The 23,647-nt window shown below is 72.6% G+C and carries 14 protein-coding genes and 1 pseudogene; 1 reads left to right on the forward strand and 14 read right to left on the reverse strand.

From position 1 onward, the window contains the following. Nucleotides 1–35: 35 nt before the first annotated feature. The gene (locus tag B1729_RS07420) at nt 36–1,205 is read right to left on the reverse strand and encodes a hypothetical protein (RefSeq protein WP_163618113.1); all 1,170 of its coding nucleotides are present in this window, start codon (nt 1,203–1,205) and stop codon (nt 36–38) included. 164 nt (nt 1,206–1,369) lie between these two features. Between B1729_RS07420 and B1729_RS07425 the strand changes: the two genes are divergently transcribed. Next, entirely contained in the window at nt 1,370–2,557 is a 1,188-nt protein-coding gene (locus B1729_RS07425) for a class I SAM-dependent methyltransferase (RefSeq protein WP_163631691.1), read from the forward strand. 463 nt (nt 2,558–3,020) lie between these two features. Here the strand turns inward: B1729_RS07425 and B1729_RS20580 are convergent, their stop codons facing one another. The 13 genes and pseudogenes from B1729_RS20580 to coaA all read right to left on the reverse strand — a co-directional run bounded on the left by B1729_RS20580 (nt 3,021) and on the right by coaA (nt 23,584). Then, nucleotides 3,021–3,971 (reverse strand): DUF4190 domain-containing protein, encoded by a 951-nt coding sequence (locus B1729_RS20580; protein ID WP_204318884.1) that lies wholly within the window; start codon nt 3,969–3,971, stop codon nt 3,021–3,023. Continuing rightward, nucleotides 3,968–5,035 (reverse strand): tRNA (adenosine(37)-N6)-threonylcarbamoyltransferase complex transferase subunit TsaD, encoded by a 1,068-nt coding sequence (gene tsaD / locus B1729_RS07435; RefSeq protein WP_163631694.1) that lies wholly within the window; start codon nt 5,033–5,035, stop codon nt 3,968–3,970. The genes B1729_RS20580 and tsaD overlap by 4 nt, the downstream gene beginning before the upstream one ends. Continuing rightward, the gene (rimI, locus tag B1729_RS07440; protein WP_163631696.1) at nt 5,032–5,598 is read right to left on the reverse strand and encodes a ribosomal protein S18-alanine N-acetyltransferase; all 567 of its coding nucleotides are present in this window, start codon (nt 5,596–5,598) and stop codon (nt 5,032–5,034) included. The genes tsaD and rimI overlap by 4 nt, the downstream gene beginning before the upstream one ends. Further along, nucleotides 5,595–6,353, reverse strand: a complete 759-nt coding sequence (tsaB, locus tag B1729_RS07445) for a tRNA (adenosine(37)-N6)-threonylcarbamoyltransferase complex dimerization subunit type 1 TsaB (protein WP_163631699.1) — start codon at nt 6,351–6,353, stop codon at nt 5,595–5,597. Before tsaB ends, rimI begins: the two co-directional genes overlap by 4 nt. Nucleotides 6,354–6,509: 156 nt before the next feature. Then, nucleotides 6,510–6,956, reverse strand: a complete 447-nt coding sequence (gene tsaE / locus B1729_RS07450) for a tRNA (adenosine(37)-N6)-threonylcarbamoyltransferase complex ATPase subunit type 1 TsaE (protein ID WP_239539521.1) — start codon at nt 6,954–6,956, stop codon at nt 6,510–6,512. 119 nt (nt 6,957–7,075) lie between these two features. Then, nucleotides 7,076–8,200 carry an alanine racemase gene (gene alr / locus B1729_RS07455; protein ID WP_163631706.1) on the reverse strand — a complete coding sequence of 375 codons (1,125 nt, stop codon included), beginning with the start codon at nt 8,198–8,200 and terminating at the stop codon, nt 7,076–7,078. A 131-nt stretch (nt 8,201–8,331) separates the two neighbouring features. Beyond that, a pseudogene (locus B1729_RS07460) lies at nt 8,332–8,679 on the reverse strand (holo-ACP synthase); the annotation flags it as partial. Nucleotides 8,680–8,796: 117 nt separating this feature from the next. After that, a complete protein-coding gene (gene glmS, locus B1729_RS07465) occupies nt 8,797–10,647 on the reverse strand; it encodes a glutamine--fructose-6-phosphate transaminase (isomerizing) (protein WP_163631712.1) in 1,851 nt (616 codons plus the stop codon). Nucleotides 10,648–10,722: 75 nt separating this feature from the next. Beyond that, complete coding sequence (locus tag B1729_RS07470; RefSeq protein WP_163631715.1) at nt 10,723–12,468, reverse strand: hypothetical protein; 1,746 nt, start codon at nt 12,466–12,468, stop codon at nt 10,723–10,725. A 2-nt stretch (nt 12,469–12,470) separates the two neighbouring features. Continuing rightward, nucleotides 12,471–16,586: a hypothetical protein gene (locus B1729_RS07475; protein ID WP_163631718.1), complete on the reverse strand. Its 4,116-nt coding sequence runs from the start codon at nt 16,584–16,586 to the stop codon at nt 12,471–12,473. Next, the gene (locus tag B1729_RS07480; protein ID WP_163631721.1) at nt 16,579–19,656 is read right to left on the reverse strand and encodes a hypothetical protein; all 3,078 of its coding nucleotides are present in this window, start codon (nt 19,654–19,656) and stop codon (nt 16,579–16,581) included. The genes B1729_RS07475 and B1729_RS07480 overlap by 8 nt, the downstream gene beginning before the upstream one ends. Further along, entirely contained in the window at nt 19,653–22,427 is a 2,775-nt protein-coding gene (locus B1729_RS07485) for a DUF6603 domain-containing protein (RefSeq protein WP_163631724.1), read from the reverse strand. Before B1729_RS07485 ends, B1729_RS07480 begins: the two co-directional genes overlap by 4 nt. Nucleotides 22,428–22,615: 188 nt before the next feature. Next, nucleotides 22,616–23,584, reverse strand: a complete 969-nt coding sequence (coaA, locus tag B1729_RS07490; protein WP_163617035.1) for a type I pantothenate kinase — start codon at nt 23,582–23,584, stop codon at nt 22,616–22,618. Nucleotides 23,585–23,647 lie beyond the last annotated feature (63 nt).

Consider the following 23,647-nt stretch of genomic DNA (forward strand, 5'->3'; position numbering starts at 1 on the left):
CTCGAGAGAGGCGACCGGGCAAGGGTAGAGAGGGATCAGAGGTCGATGAGGTTGTCGCCTGCGACGTCCCCACCAGGGCTGAAGTAGTTGCCGCTGTTCTCCCACTCGAAGTCGTTCTCGACCTCGGTGTTGAACTCCTCGTTGAAGGCGTCCTCGATCTCGACCTCGACGTTGGTGTTGTCCGAGTAGTCGTTGAACGAGTCGTCGATCTCGACCTCGAACTCGTTCCACTCGTTGGTCGAGTTGTCCTGGAACGAGTCGTTGATGTGGGTCTCGATCCAGGTGTTGCCGATCGAGACGTCGCCGACCTCGGTGTTGGTCCACGAGTTGTCGACGGTCGCGTCGTCGCCCGCGGCAGCTCCGGCGTCACCCGAGTTGACGACGGCCTCCTGGCCGAACCCCTGGTTGACGTCGTCGCCGGCCACGATGGACTGGCTCACCGACTGGTCGACGACCGTCGCACGGTTGTCGAGCTCGAGGTGAAGGGCACCCGCACCCGCAGCCGCAGCCGCAGCGCCGCCGCCCAGGACGCCGCCGATGCTGAGGTCGCCGCCGACGCCGGTGTTGTACTGGCGCACGCCGACGGTGACGGAGTCGTCGTTGAGCGTGGTCTCGTTGAAAGAGTCCGTGATGTCGACGTCGATGTCGGTCTCGTTGTACGAGTCCTCGTTGCCGACGTCTTCGACGTCGACGTCGGTCTCGTTGTACGAGTCCTCGTTGCCCGAGTCCTCGATGTCGACGTCGGTCTCGTTGCCCGAGTCTTCGATGTCGACGTCGGTGTCGTTGTACGAGTCCTCGTTGCCCGAGTCCTCGATGTCGACCTCGAGGTCGTTCTCGGTCGAGTTGTCGGTGTTGCCCGAGAAGTTGCCGTTGCCGGAGTCGTCGATGTCGGTGGCGTCGCCACCCACGTTGTCGGAGAAGTTGCCGTTGCCGGAGTCCTCGACGTCGACGTCGGTGTTGCCGATCTCGTTGTCGGAAGCGATGTCGTTGCCGACGGCGCTGTTCACGTTGTTGTCGTCGTTGCCGACCGCACTGTTGACGTTGTTGTCCTCGACGTCGACGTCCGTGTCGTTGCCGACCACGTTTCCGTCGTTGCCGACAACGTTGTCCTCGACCTCGACGTCGGTGTTCCCGACCTCGTTGTTGGAGAGGACGTCTTCGATGTTCGTCTGAACACCCAGCACGTTGGTGTTGTCGTCAGCCATGATTGATCCTTTTCTCGCTGAGCCAGGGTGGCGGTGTATGAAGAGTCTCTTCCCAGGCGGTCGCGGCCACATCCGGAGGTTCCCCGCACTTCCCCCCTCCGTGGAGGGGGATCCGGTCGGGGGTTTCGGGGATGCACCCCGGGGTACCCCCGTAGGCTCGGCGGGTGGAACTCTCCGAATTCGAGGCGCTCCTGACGCCCGAGGGACTCCGGCTGCTCGACGCCATGCCGCCGGTCGACTCGTCCGACGACGTCGCGCGGGCGGTGACCCGGCTGCGCCGCGACGGCCACTCCCCCGATCTCGTCTCCGCCGTGGTCGGGCAGGCCCGCCTTCGCACGCGCGGGCGCGCGAAGTTCGGTGATCTCGCCGAGCGGATGCTGTTCACCCGGGCGGGTCTCGAACAGGCGACGCGCCTGTCCATCGCCGCCCGCCATGCCGCGCGGTTCCGCGACACCGGCTTCACGCACATCGCCGATCTCGGCTGCGGCATCGGGGGCGACGCCCTCGGTCTCGCCGGGCTCGGGCTGCGTGTCACCGCCGTCGACGCGGACGAGGTCACCGCCGGCATCGCCGCATACAACCTCGCCCCGTTCGGCAGCGACGTAGAGGTGCGCCTCGGCACGGCCGAGACCACCGACCTCGACGGCATCGACGCCGTCTGGCTCGACCCCGCGCGGCGCACGGCCGGGCACACCGAGACCGCCCGCACCCGGCCGGCGGACTGGTCACCGTCGCTGGAGTGGGTCTTCGACCTCGCGCGACACATGCCCGTCGGCGTCAAACTCGGTCCCGGCCTCGATCGTGAGGTCATCCCCGACGACGTCGAGGCGCAGTGGGTGAGCGCGGACGGCTCGACGGTCGAGCTCGTGCTGTGGTCGGGCGCGCTGGCTCGCGAGGGCGTGCGGCGAGCGGCGCTCGTCATCCGCGATGACAGGGCGCACGAGCTGACGGCGGAGACGGATGCCGCGGACGAGCCCGCTCGCGAGCTCGGTGCCTACGTGCACGAGCCCGACGGCGCCGTCATCCGCGCACGGCTCATCGGCGAGGTCGCCCGGAGCCTCGAGGCCGGCATGCTCGACGAGCACATCGCGTACCTCACGTCCGATGCCGCCCTCACCTCACCGTTCGTGTCGACGTTCCGCGTGCGGGAAGTGCTGCCGGCGGAGGTGAAGGCGCTCGGCAAGGCCCTCCGCGAGCGCGACATCGGGCGTCTGGAGATCAAGAAGCGCGGGGTGGATGTCGATCCCTCGGCTTTGCGTACCCGCTTGAAGCTCCGCGGGTCGGCGTCGGCCACGCTGCTGCTCACGCGCATCGGCAACCGGCGCACCGCGATCCTCGCCGACCGGGTCTGAGCCAGCCCCGCTGCTGGCGGTCCGCGATGTCCGGACATCACGGGTTCAGGATGCCGGAACTCGGGCGACTTCTGGACCGCGTCGCAGCCGGCTCCCGCGCGGCGCCGCGCGTCAGCGCGGTCCGGACATCGCAGGTTCAGGATGCCGGACCTCCGGGACTTCTGGACCGCGTCGCAGCCGGCTCCCGCGCGGCGCGTCCGCGCCGTCCGGACATCGCAGGTTCAGGACCCCGGAACTCCGGCGACTTCTGGACCGCGTCGCAGCCGGCTCCCGCGCGGCGCGTCCGCGATGTCCGGACATCACGGGTTCAGGGTGCCGGAACTCGGGCGACTTCTGGACCGGACGACCGGTCGGCCAGCAGTGGGCACCGCGAGGTCACCGATCGACGTGGTGACGCACCACGCGCACCCGGGGCGCACTTCGCACCCATACGCGCGACGCGCGGGCTTTGCGCTGAACCGCGTCAGCCGATGAGGTTCGCCCGCATCGCGGTGTAGAGCAGCCAGCCTGCGCTGTAGAGGATCGACAGCCCGCCGAGGGTGATCGCCCACACCGCGAGCGCGCGATTCTCGAGCGGACGACGCAGCGCCAGGATCGCGCAGACCACGGCCACCAGCCCGATGGGGAAGCCCCAGCCGACGAACAGCGAAACGAGGAGGCCGACGACGGCGAAGGCGAGTGCCCAGCCTGCCAGGCCGCGGTGGAACGCGGAGTCGGTCGCGTGCCACGACGTGTCGTCGGGCGTGAAATCCCCGCCCGGCTCGGCGGGAGCGGTCTCCACGGTGACGGCGACCGGTGCCGTGGGCAGCCGCTGGAACCCTCCGCGGTGCGCCCCTGGGAGTGGCGAGGCGTCCTGCGCGAGATCGACGTCGGGCGAGACCGACGTCACGGTCGGACCGGCCGGTCGCGCGGGAGGCGCCGGGATCGGTGCCGGTTCGCTTGCGCCGATCGTGGGCCGGGCCGCGGCTGCCGGCGACTCGGTAGCGGCCGACGCCGGGTCGGTCGTCACTGCCGCCGGTTCAGGCGCCGCCGGCGCCGCGTCGGTCGCCGCTGCTGCCGGATCGGTCGCCGCCGCCGGCGCCGCGTCGGTCGTCACTGCCGCCGGTTCAGGCGCCGCCGGCGCCGCGTCGGTCGCGGCTGCTGCCGGATCGGTCGTCGCCGCCGGCGCCGCGTCGGTCGCCGCTGCCGCGGGGTCTGTCGTCGCCGGCTCAGTCTCGACCTCCGCACGGCCGCTCGTCGGGCCAGCGGGCTCGGTCTCGTCCGCAGGCGGGTCGCTCGTCTTCGCGGCCGGCCGAGGCGGGGCGGCGGGGGCCGGCTCGGTGGTTTCGGCGGGCGGCGGCGTGGTCGCCGCGCCGGGCAGGACGGGCTCAGGCGTGACGTCGTCGCCGGGCGGCGGCATCCGTTCGTCCGTCATGCCGATTCCGCGACCTGGATCTCGGTGACGGGCAGCGTCGAGTCGGCGCCGAACTCGAGGGTCGAGGGCGCACGCCCCGCCATGATGAGCTCGGAAGTCAGCGCGGCGATCATCGCGCCGTTGTCGGTGCAGAGCGACAGGGGCGGAATCCGCACCGTGACACCCTCGGCCACGGCGCGTTCGAGCGCCACCTCGCGCAGGCGACGGTTGGCGATGACGCCGCCGCCGAGCAGCAGGCGCGGCACGTCGTGGTCGCGGCACGCGGCGAGCGCCTTGGTCACGAGCACGTCGACGACGGCTTCGCGGAAGCTCGCCGCGACGTCCGCGACCGGAACCGGCTCGCCCGCAGCCTCGCGCTGCTCGACCCAGCGGGCCACGGCCGTCTTCAGCCCCGAGAACGAGAAGTCGTAGCGATGCCCTGCCATGTCGGACGCCCGCGACAGCCCGCGGGGGAACGGGATCGCCTTCGGATCTCCGGATGCCGCGGCCCGGTCGATCTCGGGCCCTCCGGGATACGGCAGCCCGAGCAGCCGCGCGACCTTGTCGAACGCCTCGCCGGCCGCGTCGTCCATCGTCTCGCCGAGGAGCTCGACGTCGGTGGTGAGGTCACGCACGAGGAGCAGCGACGTGTGCCCGCCGCTGACCAGGAGCGCGACCGTCGGATACTCCAACGGGGGCGCCTCAGCATCGAGGACGTCGGCCGCGATGTGACCGACGAGGTGGTTCACGGCGTAGAGCGGCTTCTCGAGCGACACAGCGAGCGCCTTCGCCGCGCCGACCCCGACCATGAGCGCCCCGGCGAGCCCTGGACCGCTCGTCACGGCGACGGCGTCGAGGTCGGCGAGCGCGACGCCTGACTCGGTCAGCGCCGCCTCGATCGAGGGCTGCAGCGCCTCGAGGTGCGCGCGGGCGGCGACCTCCGGCACGACGCCGCCGTAGCGGGCGTGTTCGTCCATCGAGCTCGCGATCGTGTTCGACAGCAGCGTGCGACCGCGGACGATCCCGATGCCGGTCTCGTCGCAGCTCGTCTCGATGCCGAGCACCAGCGGTTCGGCCCGGTTCACGTGCACACTCCTCCTGCAGAACTCCACGGATCCGCGTCGGTCGCCGCGGCCTCGCCGACGCTGAGAGCGGCCGACGAGCGAATCCGTGGAGTTTCGCCGGCGCGCTGAGAGGCCCAGGCCCGCACGTCGAGCTTCATCACCACGGCGTCGACGTCATCAGGCTGGTAGTACCGCGGCTTCCGGCCGATCTCGGCGAACCCCTCCGACGCGTACAGCTTCTGGGCCACGGGGTTGTCGGCGCGCACCTCGAGGAAGACGTGGGCGACCTCCCGGTGTGCGGCCTCGTCGAGCAGCGTGCGCAGGAGCGACCGCCCCCGGCCGCGGCCGCGCGAGACATCGGCGATGGCGATGGTCTGGATGTCGGCATCCTTCGCCCCGGCGACCGCGCGCAGTCCCGCGTAGCCGACGAGGCGGCCGGCCTCGTCGTCGACGACATACCAGCCGTGCGGCGACACGAGCTCTTCGCGCATCATCGCCTCCGACCACGCGTCGGTCGGGAACGACGCGCGCTCGAGCGTCATGATGGCGGCGAGGTCGCCGGCGGTGGCCCTGCGGATGCTCATGCCTCATCCCGCTGCTGTTGGTAGGCCTGTCGCTCGGCCGACACCGGCGTGCGCTGCTCCCCCGGCGTGCCCGACGCGAGCGGGTTCACCCGCTTCGGGGCGTGGGGCAGGGTGACGTCGGGTGACCGCAGGTAGAGCGCGTCGGCGTGGCTGATCGTCCGCCCGGCCGAGAGGGCGCGAGCCGCGGCGAGGGCGAGCATCGCCGCGGGGATGTGGTCGGCGTCGCGGCGTTTCGCCTCGGCGTGTGCGAGCGCGGCCTCGAGCTCGTCGCGGGGAACGAGTGCGGGCTCGGCCACCCGGATGGGCAGGCCGTCGTCGTCGATCCCTCGGTACAGCGTGTACGCGAATTCACGCCGGCGTGCGTCCGTCACCACCGCGAACGTCTCTGCCGCTCCGTCGTCGACGTCGCCGACGAATCCCCAGTCGGCCGTGAGCGCGCTGTGCAGCAGCAGCTCGAGCGCGACGGCGTCGTGGCTCACGACGGGCACGACGGGCAGGCCACGCCCGAGGGCGAATGTGCGTGCCGCGGCGATGCCGACGCGCAGCCCGGTGAACGGGCCGGGTCCCATTCCGGCGGCGACATGCGTGATGTCGGAAGGGGTGACGGATGCCTCGGCCATCGCCCGCTCGAGCAGCGTGCCGATGACCTCGGCGTGGCCGCGGGGGTCGAGGCTCCGGACCTCGGAGCGGATGACGCCGTCGGGCTCGACGACCGCCACTGCGGAGCCGAGCGACGTGTCGATGCCGAGGATCACCCTTCCAGGGTAGTCGGCGCCCTGCGTCCCTCGGCCGGCACCCCGGCGCCTGGGATCGCGAAAGGGTATGTCTCCGCACGCGGGGCGGCGCTCGCGGTGTGAGGAGACATACCCTGTCGCGATTCCCGGCCGCGAGGAAGCGGATCCGGCGCAGAACTACGGGTGCCGGGCGATCTTGACGAGCCGGGGCGCATCGGCGTCCAGCTCTGCCTCGTGCGCAACGCCGTAGCAGGCGTCGTCCTGTCCCCGTCCGTGCCACTCCCGCTCGAGCTCGACGTCCCACCAGTGGTCTCGGATGCCGTCGACCAGGCCCCGGCCCCACTCCACGATGACGACCGAGGCGTCGAAGTCGATGTCGAGGTCGTCCAGCTCAGCGGCCGAGCCCAGCCGGTACGCGTCGACGTGCACGAGCGGCGCACCGCCGATCAACGACGGATGGGTCCGGGCGAGCACGAACGTGGGGCTCTGGATCGGGCCCCGCACGCCCAGCCCGCGCCCGATGCCGCGGGTGAGGGTGGTCTTGCCGGCACCGAGCGGGCCGGTGAGCACCACCATGTCGCCGGGGCGCAGCATCCGTCCCATCTCCTCGCCGAGCGCCTCCATGGCCTCGGGCGACGAGATCTCCCGCGTGCCGACGAGTGCGTCGATTCCCTGAGTCACGGTCTTCGAGGTTGCGGTGTCCACGCTCGGTTCAACAACGGGCGTGTCGTCGGCGTTCCCGCTCATTCCGCTACCTGCCGGCGGGCGACCCGGGGGCCGACGCGCGTGACGATCTCGTAGTTGATCGTGCCCGCGGCATCCGCCCACTCCGTCGCGTCCGGAGCGCCGAGCGTCGGATCGCCGAACAGCACGACCTCGTCGCCGACGGCGACGGGAGCGTCGCCCACGTCGACGACGAACTGGTCCATCGCGATGCGGCCGGCGACCGTGAACCGGCGGCCGCCGATCGACACCGGTCCCGCGCCCGAGGCCTGTCGCGGAACGCCGTCGGCATAGCCGAGCGGCACGAGGGCGAGGGTCGTGTCGCGCTCGGCGCGGTAGTCGTAGCCGTACGACACCCCCTTGCCGGCGGGCACGCGCCGTACCGCGGCGACCGCGCCGCGCAGCGTCATCGCCGGTCGGAGGCCCAGGTCGGCCGAGGTGCGGTCGGCGAACGGCGACAGTCCGTACAGGCCGATGCCGATGCGCACGCAGCCGAGGCGCGACTCGGGCAGGTCGATGGCCGCGTGGGTCGCGGCCAGGTGCCGCAGCGGCGGCGCGAGGCCGAGGGTGGCGGCGATGCCGATGCCCTCCTCGAAGGCGCGCAGCGCGGCCCGGTCGTCCTCGACCGAGGCGTTCGAGAGGTGGCTGAACAGGGCGATGACGCGCACCCGCCCGATCCGCTCGAGCCGCGCCGCCTCGGCGAACACGACGCGAGAGTCCTCGGGCGCGATGCCGTTGCGCGACAGCCCGGTCTCGAGTTTGAGGTGCACTCCGACGGGACGATCGGCGGATGCCGCAGCCGCCGCCTGCTGCAGCTGCTCGAGGCTCGAGATGCCGAGCTCGATCCCGCGTGCGGCCGCCTCGGCGAAGTCGGCGCCGGGGGCGTGCAGCCACGCGACGATCGGCGCATCGATGCCGGCCCGGCGGAGGGCGAGTGCCTCGGTGATGTCCGAGACTCCCAGGCGCGTGGCGCCGCCCGCGAGGGCCGCGAGCGCCGAGCGCACCGCGCCGTGCCCGTACCCGTCGGCCTTGACGACGGCGATGATCTCGGACTCGGTGAGCCGGCGGAGGTGACGCACGTTGTCCGCGATGGCGCCGACGTCGACGACGGCCTCGCGCAGCGCGCCGCCGGGGAGGCGGCTCATGCGGCCCCCTCCGCGGTCGGGGCGGCCGCACTCACCGAGCGCCGAGACAGGGGATCCGCGCCGACACCGATGACGTCGCCCTCGGTCTCGGCGCGATTCCCCTGGTTCGGCGAGACCGGGGATTCCGGCGCCGCCTCGGCGATCACGTACGCGGTCGCGAGGCCGGCGTCGTGCGACATCGAGAGGTGCAGCGCGGTGATCCCGCGCTCCGCGATGACGGCGGCCGTCGAACCTGTCAATGAGAAATGCGGGCGACCGGATGCCTCGGACGCGATCTCGATCTCGGTCCAGTGCACGCCGTCCGAGCCGCCGAGGGCCTTGATGAGCGCCTCCTTCGCCGCGTACCGCGCGGCGAGCGAGTGCGGCTTCAACCGGCGTTCCGCGTCGGAGAAGAGCCGCTCGACGAGCCGCGGTGTGCGCTCGATGGTCCGCTCGAACCGCGGGATGTCGACGAGGTCGACACCGATTCCGACGATCACGTGAACCTCCTGCCGCGCCGCGCGCGCGGCATCCGTCAGACTATCGCGCCCCGATTCCCGGTCCTCGAGCGGGCCGGTGAAACAACCCGCCCCCGCTCGCTCAACGACCGACAGGCCTTATTCCACAGTGACGGACTTGGCGAGGTTGCGCGGCTGGTCGACGTCGAGGCCCTTGGCCGTGGCGAGGCCCATCGCGAAGATGTGCAGCGGCACGACGGCCAGGAGCGGCTCGAAGAACGGGCCCGCGAGGGGGATGCGCAGCACCTCGTCGGCCTTGGGAAGCACCGCGGCGTCGCCCTCCTCCGCGATCGCGATCACGCGGGCGCCGCGGGCGCGGATCTCCTCGATGCTCGAGATGACCTTCTTGTGCATCTCGGCCGACTTGCGCGGCGACGGCACGACGACGAACACGGGCTGGCCGGGCTCGATGAGGGCGATGGGTCCGTGCTTGAGCTCGCCGGCGGCGAAGCCCTCGGCGTGGATGTACGCCAGCTCCTTGAGCTTGAGCGCGCCTTCGAGGGCGATCGGGTAGCCGACGTGGCGACCGAGGAACAGCACCGAGCGCGTGTCGGCCATCCAGTGCGCCAACTGCTCGATGCGGGGCTGCTCGCGCTCGAGGATCTGCGCGATCTTGCCCGGAATCGCCTCGAGCTCGCGCACGTGGTCGGCGGCATCCGTGGCGGCGATCGCCCCGCGGATGCGGCCCACGTGCAGGCCCAGCAGATACAGCGCGGTGATCTGCGCGACGAACGCCTTGGTCGAGGCGACCGCCACCTCGGGGCCCGCGTGGGTGTAGACGATCGCGTCGGACTCGCGCGGGATGGTCGCGCCCTGGGTGTTGCAGATCGACAGGGTCTTCGCGCCGCGCTCGCGCGCGTACTTGACGGCCATGAGCGTGTCCATGGTCTCGCCCGACTGGCTGATCGACACGACCAGCGTGTCGGGTCCGATCACCGGGTCCCGGTAGCGGAACTCGTGCGCGAGCTCGACGTCGACCGGGATGCGGGTCCACTGCTCGATCGCGTACTTGCCGACCTGGCCGGCGTACGCCGCCGTGCCGCACGCGATCACGATGATGCGCGAGATGCCGAGGAAGAGCTCGTCCAGGCCGTCGAGCTCGGGGATGACGACCTGGCCGTCGCGCACACGCCCGCGCAGCGTGTTGGCGACGGCGTCCGGCTCTTCCGAGACCTCCTTGGCCATGAACGACGACCAGCCCCCCTTCTCGGCGGCGGCGGCATCCCAGGTGACTTCGAACGGCTCGACCTCGACCGGGTTGCCCGCGAAGTCGGTGACCTCGACGCCGGAGGGCGTGATCGCGACGATCTGGTCCTGCCCGATGGCGAGCGCGTTGCGGGTGTGCTCGACGAACGCCGCGACGTCGGAGCCGAGGAAGTTCTCACCCTCGCCGAGCCCGATGACGAGCGGCGAGTTGCGGCGCGCGCCGACGACGAGCCCCGGTTGGTCCTGGTGCATCGCGAGCAGCGTGAAGGCACCCTCCAGGCGCGAGACGACGGCGCGGAAGGCCAGGACGAGATCGCCGGTGCGGTCGTACTCACGGCCGAGCAGCACGGCGGCGACCTCGGTGTCGGTCTCGCTGCGGAAGGTGAAGCCGTCGGCGAGCAGCTCATCCTTGAGCTCACCGAAGTTCTCGATGATGCCGTTGTGGATGACGGCGAGCTTGTCGTCGTCGGCGAGGTGCGGGTGCGCGTTGCCGTCGGTCGGGCCGCCGTGGGTCGCCCAGCGGGTGTGGCCGATGCCGGTGGTGCCGTCGGCGAGCGGCCGGGCGGCGAGGTCGTCGCGCAGCACCTGCAGCTTGCCCGCGCGCTTGCGCATGCCCAGGCTCCCGTCGCCGTCGATCACGGCGATGCCGGCGGAGTCGTAGCCGCGGTATTCGAGACGCGAGAGCCCCGAGATCAGCACGGCCTGGCTCGGCCGCGGGCCCACGTATCCGACGATTCCACACATGCCGACAATGGTAGGCGGGGGCTTTCGCAAGGAGCCTTTACGAACCCGTCACCCCGCCGTCTCTGCGGTCCCGCATCAGCCGGTCGGCCGCCGCGTGCGGTCGAACCTCAGTCCGCTCTCCCCCTCCCCGGCTGCGGGACGCACGTGCCGGCCGATCCACTGGACCCATGATCCGTCGGCCCGGCGCGCCAGGCGCGGCACCCGCTGCACCCGCACGCCCTGACGCGGCACTTCGCCCGCGAAGATGATCCGCTGCTCCTCCTCGGACAGCAGCACTCCCGCCGGCTGCACGGTGTCGTCGCCCCGATCCAGGTCCGCCCGCTGGAGCACGACGCCTCGTTCGTCCACGCGCGCCACGTAGGGGAACCAGTTCCCGGGAACGAACGTGACCAGCTCGTAGCCCAGCACCTGATCGGCGGGCTCGTCGCCCGGGTCGATAGGCGGGAGCCCCCGTGCCGACGGCGGCACCACCGGAGACGGATCTCCCGAAGGCGCGGGCACGGTCTGCTCGATCGCCCACACGAGATTCGCGGTCTCGTCCCGCAGGAAGCGCACATCCTCGACCGGGGCGCCCACGAGCGCGCTGGCCGGCGCCGGCGGCACCAGCACGCCCGCGACCTCGGCGCGCTGACCCGGCCCGTCACGGCGGGATTCGGTGACGGTGAACATGCGCCACGGTGCCGAGAACCGGCCGCCTGGCACCTCTGAGGGCTGCTCGTCGGCGAACCACAGCGAGCCGAACGTATCGCGCCACGTCACGCGCTCGACGCGCAGCACTCCGCCGGGCGGGCAGTCGACCGGAAGTACGAGCCAGTCGTCCCCCGTGACCAGGGCGGCCTCCACGACGAGCACGCGAGCGAGTTCGTGCGGGTCCGCCCAGACTTGGCCGAGGTCGAGATCGGCATCCTCGAACTCCCAGAAGCGCGAGGTCGGCATCCCGGGGAACGTCAGCTGCGATGCGAGCAGATGACGGGTGATCGGGACGGATGCCGCGTCCCCGGCGTCGGGCGGATCCCGGTCCGGCTCGAGGTCGAACGCCGCCCATCCGATCTCACCGCCGCCGTGCGCGGGGGCGTGCAGCACTGCACTGGTCGTCGAGACGGCGAACTCGTACTCGAGGCGACCGGGCAGCCAGCTCGACGGCGCCGCGGCGGGCGCGACCTCCGCCGCATACCAGGCGAGCCACTCGTCGACGGCGTCCATGGCGCGGCGCCGTCGCGCCGGCCCCGGCCGCAGCGCGGCCGTGAACCAGGCGGGCGCACCCGCCGAGAAGGCCGCCGCGACGCGGGCAGCGTCGAGCGCGGCACCCGCGAGCACCCCGTGGATGCCCGACCAGTCCCCCGCCGGCTCGGCCTCGGGGTCGGCCGGTGACGGCGCACGCTCGACTCCGCACCTCTCGATGAGGGCAGCCACCGCGGCCACCTCGCCCAGCTCGGCCAGCGCGTCCTGCAGCGCCCACGCCACCGCGGCAGCCGCGCGCGGCGGGAGCGCGCCCTCCGGCTCGTCCTCGACGAGGGGCTCCAGCAGTTCTCCGTCGCCGAGAGGTCGCCATCCCGCCCCGTCGCCCGCGAACGGGCCGGGGTGCCACGCGACGAGCGGATCGAACCGTGCCTCGACGGTCACGGCCAGCGGCGTGCCGGTGTCCTCGCCGGCGAGCTCGCCGAGCTGCCACTGCCGCGCGAGCATCCACAGCGGATCCCACACCTGAGCCATCAGTCCCAGCGCGGGGTCTCCGCTGACCGGGTTGGGCTCGATCCTCGTCGTGAACGGCCGGATCGAACCGCGTCCGGGGAACGGGACCGCTCGGAAGAGGCCGGCCATCGTCAGGCTCCTCTCGTGAACGTCGCGACGATGCTCTGCGGCGAGAGGAGCAGCTGCGGGTCCACCACGTGCTCGTCGATCAGCGACCAGTGGTGCACGCCGATGGCGGGCAGGATCTCGCCGAGACCCGGCACGTCGGCCGGCGTCGCGAGTCGCATGCGCAGCAGCAGGCGCACCTCGTCGAAGACGGCGTGCACGCGCTCCTCGGTCCACCCGGCGCCGTCCGGTGACACCGCGAGCAGCAGGGCCTGCGGCGCGCGGGCACCCGGAGCGTTGGCGTGCACGGCGAGGCCCGTCGACACCAGATGCTCGCGCGTGGGCGGCTCGGTCGCGTCGTCGACCGTGCGCAGGGCAGGGCGGTGCTCGGTCCACTGGTCGATCACGAACCCGGCGATCGTGGCCGTCGCCTCGAACCGCGCGGTCGGCTCGAAGACGAGGGCGGTGACCGGCTCCGACGGCGGTTCGGCATCGCCGATCCATCTGTCGGCCCCGAACACGGCCGCGCGGACGGTTGCGCCGCGCCCTGTCGCACGGCGCAGGGCTGCCAGGGTGGCGTACGCCCCGACGGCGGGGCGCACGGTCGACAGGCGTGCGATCCACTTCCGCACGCCGAGTCCGTCGGCGATCGGCAGCAGCGCGCCAGCGAGCTCCGGGGCGGCGGTCGGGTCGAGCTGCGCGACGGCCGGCACGCCGCCCACGAGCTCGCCGAGCGCTTCGCGCGGCGGTGCGGTTGCCGCTGCCGCCAGTCGGCTCGCCAGCAGGCCGTCCAGGCCGGCGACGTACCCCCTGAGCATCTCCAGCTCTTCCACTGTCGTGCCGGCGAGCGTCGCGGGGTCGGTGCCGTCGCCGATCCCGACGAGTGCCAGGGCGTCGGCACGACGGAGGAGCCCCGTCCGGTCGGTGGGCAGATCACCCACGAGGGATGAGAGGTCGTCTCGAGCCTGCTGCGCCCGCGCCGCGAGGTCGGTCTCGTCCACGGCGAAGGCCGGTGCGACGGAGCCGCCGCCGGCGACGAGGTCACCCGGCTCGAGCGGCCGCGCCGCCGTCAGCACGGCCCGTGCGGCCGTCGCGAGCTCCCACGCGTCACCGAGGCTGATGCGACCGTCGCGCAGCCCCTCGCGGCCGGTCGGCGGCTCGGCGGGAAGCGAAGGTCTCACGCGCCGGCACCGGGCCCAGAATCGGGCCAGACCGTCGACGCTGCCGTCGGCGGCGAGCACCAGGTCGAGGGCACCGAGGCGGAGAATGGAGAGGTGGGTGGCGGTGCCGTTCGGTCGCACCTGCACCGCGATCCGGTCGGCACGCCCGAGCACGTCACGACACCACGCTTCGAGCAGGGGGTGAGCACGAGAGCGGATGCCGGGGACCCACCCCTGCCCCTGCTGCATACCGCTCGCGGCGCCGCCGCCCAGCACCGCCACGCGCGACGTGACACCGTGCCGCTCGACCGGCGAGCGCGGCACGTCGGGCTCCTCGGGCAGGGTGTCGCCCGACATCGCGTTCATCGCGGCGGTCGCACGCGCCGCGTCGCCTCCGGCCAGCTGATGAACGCCCTCCGCGAGCAGCAGATCGGCGACGGCGTCGGCCACCTCGTCGAGCCGCGCGATGAGCGACTGCACGACGGCCACCTCGTCAGCGCTCGCGGGGGTCACCCCGGGCCCTGGGCTGGCGAGCCCGCCGGCGACCGCGGACGGCGGCTTCTCGCGCAGCACCACGCCGTCGACCACCGCGCCGGTGTAGGCCAGCGCGTCGCTGCCGGCCGTCGCGGGAGTCTCGCGGCCGACGACGAGCGGAGCGAGGGCGCGCAGGGCGGGCACGAACCGGTTGAGGGAGAGATCGGTCTCGTGCAGCCAGCGCTCGAACCGGTAGCCGAGGAGCGCCCCGAGCTGCTGGCCCTGCCGCATCCCGCGCACGATGTCGATCGCCTCCCGCGATCGAGTGCTGCTGAGGTCGATCTCGAGCGCCTCCGCCGCGCCGTCGCCCGGCGCGTGCGTCAGGCGCGCGCTGCGGAGCACAGCGGCGGTGGCGGCGTGACGGGGCGAAGGCGCCTGCAGCCATCCCACGCCCGGCGAGCGCACGGGCTCGTCGGGGTCCTCGGGCCGCGGCGAGAGCGCGATGTCCTCCAGCCACGCGTACGACGCGACGACGACACCGCGGGGGCGCGAGGCGCGCAGCTGCTCGAGCCGACGCGTCGCGAGCGACGTCGCCCACGCGTCGAGCCGGTGTGACGAGGCGTCCAGCGCCCCGGCGAAGAGCCGTTCGCGGTGCGGCTGATCCAGCCCGGTGAGCCCCGCGACGCCTTGCCGCACCCGAGACGCCGTGTCGAGGGCGAAGAGGTACTCGAGGAGCATCGCGGCGAGCTCACGAACGAGCGACGCCAAGCTGAATGCGGGGAAGAGCCGGTCCGAGAGCGGCGACCGCCGCAGTGCCTCGATGAAGCCCCTCCCCTGGCCGCGAAGCCGCTCCAGCTCTCCGCGCGGTACCTCCGTGGAGGTCATCTCGCCGAAGTCGAAGACATCGGGCCGGGTCACCTGCGACATGAGCGCGTCGAGCCGGATCTCGTCCTCCGAGGCGTCGCGGCCCGGCTGCATCGTCCCGCGCAGTCGTTGGACGAGCGTGTCGCGGAGCTCCGTGCCTGGCCCCGATTGCGGCTCCCGCACGACGATGTCGATCTCCTCGTCGCCGAAGTCCATGCGCCGCATGATCTCCGCGAGCGACGCGCGCGCGGCGGCGAACGAGCTCGCTCGCGCCACGGTCGCGAGCAGCTGCAGCACGCTCTCCTCGAAAGTCTCGTCGGTCGTCTCGGCCAGCACGGCCAGCGCGTCGTCGTCGGTATCGTGCACCAGCGGAAGACCCAGCATGCGCGGCTGCCCGATGTGCGGCACCCCGCGCAGCGCTCCCGGCCTGACGCCGAGTCGCATCTCGAGGTCGCGCGTGACATCGGCGCGTTCCTCTTCGAGACCCGGGGCCGTCCGCCGCAACGACGCGCCGAGGGCGCTGTCGGTGCGCAGGATGCGTCGGACGCGCACGTTGCGGCTCGCCGGCGCGAGCCCGAGGATGCGCGGCAGGGCGCCCGCGAGGTCGCCGCCGGTGACGGTGGGCGGCGCCGCCGCCGACGTCCACGACGGCCAGGCCGCGCGCACCGCGAACGCGACCAGCGCATCCGCTCGCTCCGCCGCCGTGTACTCCGGGGTGACGGTGACGGGGAGCAGGCCGTACGGTTGGCGTCCGGCACGCAGCGTGGGAAGCGGACCGGAAGGACGCACCCAGTCCGCGAGGTGCTCGCGCACGTCCCAGCGATCGAACGCCGACAGGGCACGGGCGGCCACGGCGTCGCGCAGCCATGGTTCCCACGTGACGGGCCACAGCACTTCGGCCATCCGCCTCGGAAGCTCGTCGTCCTCGGCGCCGCCCGCCCAGTCGTCGAAGGCGGCCGGGTCGTCGAGCCCGAGCGCGCGCGCGACGACGGCGCCCCCCGTCGCCGGAACGCCTGCTCCCGGCTCCGTGCCGCTCGCGTGCCACCCGGAGCGCGCGGCCTCGGTGTTGTTGGTCGGCGTTCCCGGGCCGAGCAGCGCCCGATCGCCGTGCGCGCGGAGCGCGGCGAGCACGGCGTCGGATTCGGCATCCGGGTCCGCGCGCCGCAGCCCCGACACGTACAGCCGGTCGATGGTCGCGTCGCCGCCCGCCAGTGTCACCGTGACGGCGAGTCCGCGCTGCACCGCGACGTCGTAGTCGCGCATCCAATCGGCGGCGCCGGCAGCCTCGGACGCGAGCGCCTGCATCGCGAGGGTGCGTTCGCGGAACTCCGCCTCCGCCCGAGCGCGGTCCTCACCCGGCGCGCCGAGATGGCCGAGACGGACGCCGAGGTCGTCGAGCATGACCGGCTCGCCGTCGGCGGCGGACTGCACGTCGCCTTGCCACACGACCACGCGGAACGAGTCCGGAAGCAGCGTCGGCCGTCCGGTCGCCTCGTCGATCGCGATGTCGTCGGGGTAGATGCGCACCCGCAACTCGACGACAGGCTCGCCGTCGCGGATGGCGTGCCGGGACTGGGTCTCCACCCGCACCGGAACGAAAAGCACCGGCACGGTGGGTTCCACATCGCCCCAGGCCTCAGCCATCGTCGTCCTCCCGTTCGGAGAAGATGTCGTCGACCAGCGTCCGCACCCGGAAGCCCACTCGCGCCGGCTTCTGGAACAGCGCCCACGCCACCTTCGCCGAGGTCTCGGGCACGTCGGGGGCGTCGGTCGTGGCCGGGACCGTCGCCGGCAGGTGGCGCCCACCCGACGGCAGCCACCGGTCCCACGCGAGATCGTCGCGCTTCGGGGTGGGAGCACCCGCGGGCGTCGCGGTCTCGTCCAGTCCGAACCGCGGCGCACCGACATGCTCGGCGAGGGTGAACCAGAAGGCGCCCGTCGGGGGCTCCGGCGGCCCGGCGTCGGCCGCGACCGCGGCGACGGCGGTGAGATCGACCGCGACCAGCAGCAGGTTCGGGGCGAGGGCGAGCCGGAAGAGGCTCGGCACGGGGCGTGACACGTACCCGACCGGGTAGTCGGCGTTGGTCGAGGCCGCCACGTTGGCAAGCACGTTCGGGAACCGTCGCACCAGCTCGCCGCGTACGACGAAGACGAGCCTGCCCGCGCGCGCCGGGTCGAGATGTGTTCCCAGCCCACCCGTGCGCATCGTGTGGATGCCGGCAAGGAGGTCGGGCGCCGGCGTCCAGAACCGACGCAGGCTCGTCGCCCGCCCGTCGGTGGGGTACTCGCGCCACACGAGTTCGCGCGCGAACTCGTGGTTGGCCCCGACGAGGAAGCTCTCCACGAAGACCGCGTTGGTCTGCAGCGCGGTCACCATCTCGGGCTCCGGAATCGCCGCGACCCCGGGCATCAGCCACTCGCGGTCGTACCTGCTGAGGGCCTCGTAGAGCGGATGCCGGAACTCCGGCGCCGCCAGCACGTCATCGAGGTCGTCGGGGTCACGGCCGAACAGGCCGGCGAGGCCGGGCAGCCGCGTGCGCGCTCGCCGCGGCAGCGTGAGGAACGGCCGGAGCCGCCCGACGAGGTCGAGGCCGGCGATGTCGAGACGTTCCCGCGGCGGTTCGACGGGCTCGGCGAACTCGCCGGTGAACGCCTCGCCGAAGGACGCGGTGATCTCCTCACTCGGCCGTTCGGCGAGTCCCCGCAGCTCTTCGATCGAGGGCTCGGTCTCGAGCGGGTGCACACCCTCGAAGCCCCGCTCCTCGAGCGCCGTCATCACCGGGGAGAACACACCGGCATCGAGCAGATCTGTGTCGAACGGGTCGGGGTGCGTCGGGTCCACCCCGGCATCGGGGAAGCGCGCCACGCTCGGGGCCGGCAGCGCCCAGGGAGAGTCCGACAGTGCGAGCTTCCAGCCCATGCCGAGGACGGCGGCGATGCCCTCCAGGCGCAGCCGAAGACCGGGCTCGTCCTCGAGCGCCCGTACCTCGTCGGGGGTCGGCAGCGCGTCGATGAGTTCCGTCAACAGCGCGACGGATTCGTCCTCCGCGCCGACATCGCTCAGGAGAGACGCGTCTCCCTCCTCGAGCCGAACCATGAGCTCGCTCGTCTTCCGCGCGTCCGGCGCGGGGACCGGCAGCACCCAGTCGGCGCCCAGCTCGCCGTCGGCGATGAGACGTTCGCTCGCCTGCACCCGCTCCCCGGGAGGGATGAACCGGGCGGTGCGCCCGAGGGGTCGAGCGAGCCGGCGCAGCGCTCCGCCGACCGCGGCATGCGGCAGCGCGCTCGCCGCGACGGTGGCCCGCACCGTGACTCCGCCGAGGTCGACCTGGGCGTGCGCGCGCGCCGTGGCCGCCAGCAGGGCGGGCGGCGGCATCCGTTCGATCGTCCGTCTGTGCAGCGCCGTCGACACGATCCGCGCGAACTGCGCCGCGCGCAGCACCTCGTTCGCCTCGCGCAGGTTCTGCAGCTGCGACCACGCGGCCGCCATGAGCGGCTCCTGGTCCATCTGCACCACCGCGGTGCCGAGCGCGGCTGCGATGCGGTGGGCGGGATCGAGATTGAGCTCGCTGAGCCAGCCGGGCTCGGCCGCATCCGCAGGGAGCGCGTCCGCCAGCAGATGCGCGCCGCCGTAGAGCGGCGGCCCCACCTCGGGGTCGGCCGCGGGATCGGTGCTCGCATCGACGAGCGCACGCAGACGAGTCGTGGCCGCGGCATCCCACCGTCCGTCGTCGGACGGCTCGGGCTCCCCCGACGCAGTGGGCGCGATGAGCGCGCCGTGCACCGGGCGGGGACCGTCCTCGCCGACGACCGTGATCCCGCTCCCCGGCTGCGAAGTGTCCACCCAGCGCCGGCCCAGGCCGTCCGCGGCCGGCACCGGCACGATCGCCCGCGCAAGCTCCTCGAAGCCGCGAGCCTCGCCGGTGGCGAACTCCCAGCGGTCGTAGACCGGGAGGACGACGGTGTCGGGGCCGTTCGGGTCCCACGCCCACGCGAGCGTGCCGATCGGACTCTCGCGCAGTCCCGCGCGCCGGCCCGCATCGAACGTGGGCACGACGAGAGCCGTCCACCGCTCCCGCGGGCGCAGACGCGTCGGGCTCACCAGGCGCGAGAGGTTGAGCTGCGGCGATCCCGACCCCAGATGGCCGGCCAGTGCGGCCGCGTCGTGCCCCTTGCCCGACACCTGCGCGTGCGCCCACGCCCACGCGTCGCCGGGCGGGGGCAGCTCGGCGCGCGGCACTTCGATCGCCGGGGGCAGGTCGGGGCCGGCCGGCGCGAGGTCGCGCACGATGGAGGCGGTGGGCACGACGACGAGACGCAGCCAGGGTGGCAGCCGCCCCGCGGACGGCGCGGCGGGCGTGAACATCCAGGGCAGGTCGGGCGTGTCGAACTCGATGTGGACGAGGTCGCCGGTGGGTGCGTCGCCGGTGCCCGGCTCGGGGTGGCGCCGGATGATCTGCGCGGGATCGACGCCCACCACGTCACCGGGACCGCGCAGCGTGATGGGCTGCGAGACCGTCTCTGTGCCGGCACCATCGGTGAGGGCGAACGACACGTCCACCGTGGTGCGCACGCCCGCGGCGGTCGAGAAGACGGGACGACGGATGCCGGCTGCCGCGCCCGTCCGGTGGTAGGGCAGGAACGTGAAGCTCGCCGCACCCGCATCCTCGGGGGCGATCGCGGCGATCCTGGCCGTGACGTCGAGCACCTTCACGACACGACCACTTTCGTCATCGACGCCAGCCCGCCCAGCGACTGGCTCGCTGTGTGCACCGCGTCGGTCCACGGCGCGAACTCGGCGATGACCGCTCCCGTGCGGACGTCGGTGACGAGCGTCTCGCTCACCTGCCGCACTGCGATGCGCCGCTCCAGGTCGTCGGCGCGGTAGCGGTCGTCGACGCGCAGCCTGGTCGCTCCGGCCGGTCCGGCGTCCAGGACGAAGCGCGCCCAGCCCGACAGGTCGAAGAAGCCCACACCGGAGCTCTTCTTCTCGGGCGCGCCGGGCCACGAGTCCTCGTACGCCATCGTCGCGCTCGTGGCGAAGCCGCGCAGCACACCCGCATCCGCTGCGGCGTCCGACGGGTCGATCGCGACACCGCCGGTGCGCTCCTCGAACTCCGGCGCGGCCAGCTGCGCATCCTTGGTGAGCGACATGAACTGGCCGACCCCGAACGTCTCGGCGACCGGGGAGTGGTCGGCATCCGTCCGCTCCGGCCCTTCCGGGCCGATGCGGACCGCACCCGCCAGCGCAAGTCGGCATCCTGCGGGTTCGACGGATGCCGCACCCCAGCGCTCGAGCGTCATGTCCAGTGGCGCGAGCCGCTGACTGGTTCTCATGAGCCCCCAAGGCTCGAGCACCAGCGCCCCATCCGGCAGGGGTGCGAGCCGCACCGGCGACGGCGCGCCCTGCCGGTCGATGCGCTGCCACGCGCCGGGCCGGCGCAGGGCGTCGGCGACCAGTCCCAGCGGGCGAACGGGGGGCGGCGGCGGCGCAGCCGGCGCGTCACCGAACTGCACCGGTCCGAACGAGATGCTCGGGTCCGGCAGTGGCCACGGGAGCGTCACCTTGCCGGTGCCGCTCACGCGCCACGGGCTCGGGCCGGACAGGTGCAGTGCGAGCGAGACGCCGAACAGTGCGCACCCGAGGGCCTCGACGTGGGCGCTCGCCGTGATGTCGACCTCGAACCCGAACGGATCGAACTGGATCAGGGCGTCGAGAGTGAGGGCACCGCGCACCGCGGCGATGCCCACCGAGTAGGCGATCTCGATCGCCCCGCCGAACTGCACGGTGTTGGGCGTGAGCGCCACGTACCCCTGCACCCGCAGCTGCAGGCCGATCGGCGGGGACATCTCGGCGCCGATGCGACTGAGGTCGGCGAGCTCGGGAGGCTTGCGCGTGTAGGTGGGATGGAATCCCCCGGCGCTCAGCACCACCGTGCGGTCGTCGCCGAAGCGGATGAGCAGGCCGATGCCGCCGTAGACCGACACGAACCCGATGCGCGACGAGTACAGCTCGGCGCGCACCAGCACGATCCCGCGACCGACCTGGGCCATGACCGCGGCGCGCAGGTCGATGATCGCCACGCTCTCGTCGGGGATCACCGACCGTGCGCGCCCGAGCACGATCATCACCGGATCCGGCACGGCGAGGAGGACGGCGACATCGAGTGTCACCAGGGTGACGGGGCGGCCCCATCCGAGCCGCAGCATGGGCCCGACGACGAACCCGCCGCGCTGGGCGGGGAAGATCCTGCCCAGCGACTGCAGGATCGTGGGCGCTGCCTTACGGACGTCCTCGGGGAAGAGCAGGTTGTCGAGCACGCCGTCCTTGAGACCCGACGAGATGGCGGCGGGATCGATGCCGACGCCGAGTCCGACGATGCCGCCGACGGCGTTCAACGTGAACAGAAGTCCCAGTTCGATCGGCACGGGGAAGCTCACCGACATCACCGCGACGAACGACATCCCGTCTGCGCCGCTCGAACGCAGCAGGCCGAACGCCGTCACCTTGACCGGCCCGAGCATGATGTCGAGCACACCGCCGTACCCGTCCGGAAGCACGAGCAGGTAGCCCGACCCCCGCGCCGGTCCCGCGGTCAACGACAATCCGATGCCGCGGGGCGGCACCGCCACGACGGCACCCTCCCCCTCGCCGAACGGCGGCTCACCGCGCAGGATGCGGGTGGCGTCGAGCATCAGCCGCACGCCGGAGCCGTCGACCCGGGCGCCGATCACGCCCGCGATGTCGACCGCCAGACGGCTGCGCACCGTCAGCCCCATCGTGGGCCCCCCGGGTTCGAGCGCGAGTTCCAGCCCCTCGAGCTCGACCACCTGTGCGTCCAGACGCGCCGGCAGCGCGATCGGGCCGAGACTGCCGCCGGCCGTCAATCCACGGTGATCCACCGTCAGTTCGAAGTCGGCGGCAGCGCTGCCCGCAGCGCCGATGAGGATTCTCAGCACGCCTGCCGTCGCCTGACCGAGATCGATCCGCACCTGTCCGCCGCGCACCGACATGCGCAGCCCGGTGCCCGAGAGTGCGACGACGAGGCGGACCGTGCCGACGCGGAACAGTGCGACGCGCACGTCGCGCCGCGTCCACGCGAGCTCGACGGCCGATCCCGAGGCGGTCGCGGTGGGCGCAGTCAGGCCGAGCTGGCTCAGCAGCGCCTTCGGCCTCTGCTTCTCCACCGCCCTCTGGGCGGCGCTGCCCGCGTCCACGCCGAGCAGCGCGGCGGCGGCGAAGAACTGTCCGACCGCGTCCCACGTGGCGACGGCTGCGCCTGCGATGTTTCCCGCGGCAAGCAGGGCTGAGGCCTCATCGGCCTTCGCGAGTCCGGCGTCGATGAGCGCCGCGACGGGCCCGGTGTCGGGTGGCAGCGCGCCGTCGACGGCGTCCTTCAGCTTCGCCGGCGTCGCCATGCCACGGAGGCGTCCGAGGACGTAGTCGAGAGCCGCTCGGAGAAGCTGGGCGGGCAGGTCGTCCATCCGACCCCCTGCGGTCGATGGAAGGAACGTGCTGGAGCGGGACGTGCGAGGCACGGACCGTCGCGCCAGCCACGGCACGGCGGTGCGGGAACACCGGACTTCGGGCGCCGTTGCCCCTGACCAGCGGCGTCACTGACGAATCTGGCCTCCGCACGCGCTGTTGTCAACAGCCCGCGCTCGCGGCGGCGTCAGAGCTTGCGGAGCAGCACCTTCTCGACCGTATGGTCGGCGGCCTTCTGCAGCACGAGGTTCGCGCGGTGGCGGGTGGGCAGCACGTTCTCCTCGAGGTTCGGGAGGTTGATCATGTTCCAGTAGCCGAGGGCGCGCTTCACGGCCTCCTCGTCCGACAGCTGCGCGAAGACGTTGAAGAACGAGTTCGGGTTGCTGAACGCGGCCCGGCGCAGGGCGAGGAAGCGGTCGACGTACCACTGCGAGATGTGGGCGGCATCCGCGTCGACGAAGATCGAGAAGTCGAACAGGTCGCTCACCGCGACGTCGTTGGGCGTGGGCGGCGGCTGCAGCACGTTGAGGCCCTCGACGATGACGATGTCGGGGCGGCGCACCGTGACGACGGCGTCGGGGACGATGTCGTAGCGCATGTGCGAGTAGAACGGCGCCCGCACCTCGGGTGCGCCGCTCTTCACCTCGGTGAGGAACGACACGAGCGCCCGGCGGTCGTACGACTCGGGGAAGCCCTTGCGGTCCATGAGTCCGCGACGCTCGAGCTCGGCGTTCGGGTACAGGAAGCCGTCGGTGGTCACGAGCTCGACGCGCGGCGTTCCGGGCCAGCGCGAGGTCAGCTCGCGCAGCAGGCGCGCGATCGTCGACTTGCCCACCGCGACCGACCCGGCGACACCGACGATGAACGGCGTCGTCGAATCCGCCTCGCCCAGGAACCCCGACTCCTCGGCGCCGAGCCGCTTGGTGGACTCGGCGTATAGCGACAGCAGCCGCGACAGGGGCACGTACACCTGCGCGACCTCGGCCATGTCGAGGCGGTCTCCGAGTCCGCGGATCTGCACGATCTCGGTCTCGCTGAGCGGCTGCGTCAGGCCCGAGGCCAGCCGCGCCCAGTCGGCGCGATCGATCTCGCGGTACAGCGAGAGAACGGGGGTGACAGCACCCATGTCATAGGTGGTCGCTTCATCGGCGGACATCGCGTTCATCGTAGCCGCTGGCGGCGGGATGACGGATGCCGCGGCCCGCGGCATCCGTCATCT

This window comes from Microbacterium sp. B35-04, assembly GCF_010634885.1.
GTDB lineage: Bacteria > Actinomycetota > Actinomycetes > Actinomycetales > Microbacteriaceae > Microbacterium.

What these genes read in the sequence shown, in the direction of transcription:
- B1729_RS07420 (WP_163618113.1), bottom strand. Translation starts at nt 1,205, where the DNA reads ATGGCTGACGACAACACCAACGTGCTGGGTGTTCAGACGAACATCGAA.
- B1729_RS20580 (WP_204318884.1), bottom strand. Translation starts at nt 3,971, where the DNA reads ATGACGGACGAACGGATGCCGCCGCCCGGCGACGACGTCACGCCTGAG.
- rimI (WP_163631696.1), bottom strand. Translation starts at nt 5,598, where the DNA reads ATGAGCATCCGCAGGGCCACCGCCGGCGACCTCGCCGCCATCATGACG.
- tsaE (WP_239539521.1), bottom strand. Translation starts at nt 6,956, where the DNA reads ATGGAGGCGCTCGGCGAGGAGATGGGACGGATGCTGCGCCCCGGCGAC.
- alr (WP_163631706.1), bottom strand. Translation starts at nt 8,200, where the DNA reads ATGAGCCGCCTCCCCGGCGGCGCGCTGCGCGAGGCCGTCGTCGACGTC.
- glmS (WP_163631712.1), bottom strand. Translation starts at nt 10,647, where the DNA reads ATGTGTGGAATCGTCGGATACGTGGGCCCGCGGCCGAGCCAGGCCGTG.
- B1729_RS07470 (WP_163631715.1), bottom strand. Translation starts at nt 12,468, where the DNA reads ATGGCCGGCCTCTTCCGAGCGGTCCCGTTCCCCGGACGCGGTTCGATC.
- B1729_RS07475 (WP_163631718.1), bottom strand. Translation starts at nt 16,586, where the DNA reads ATGGCTGAGGCCTGGGGCGATGTGGAACCCACCGTGCCGGTGCTTTTC.
- B1729_RS07485 (WP_163631724.1), bottom strand. Translation starts at nt 22,427, where the DNA reads ATGGACGACCTGCCCGCCCAGCTTCTCCGAGCGGCTCTCGACTACGTC.
- coaA (WP_163617035.1), bottom strand. Translation starts at nt 23,584, where the DNA reads ATGTCCGCCGATGAAGCGACCACCTATGACATGGGTGCTGTCACCCCC.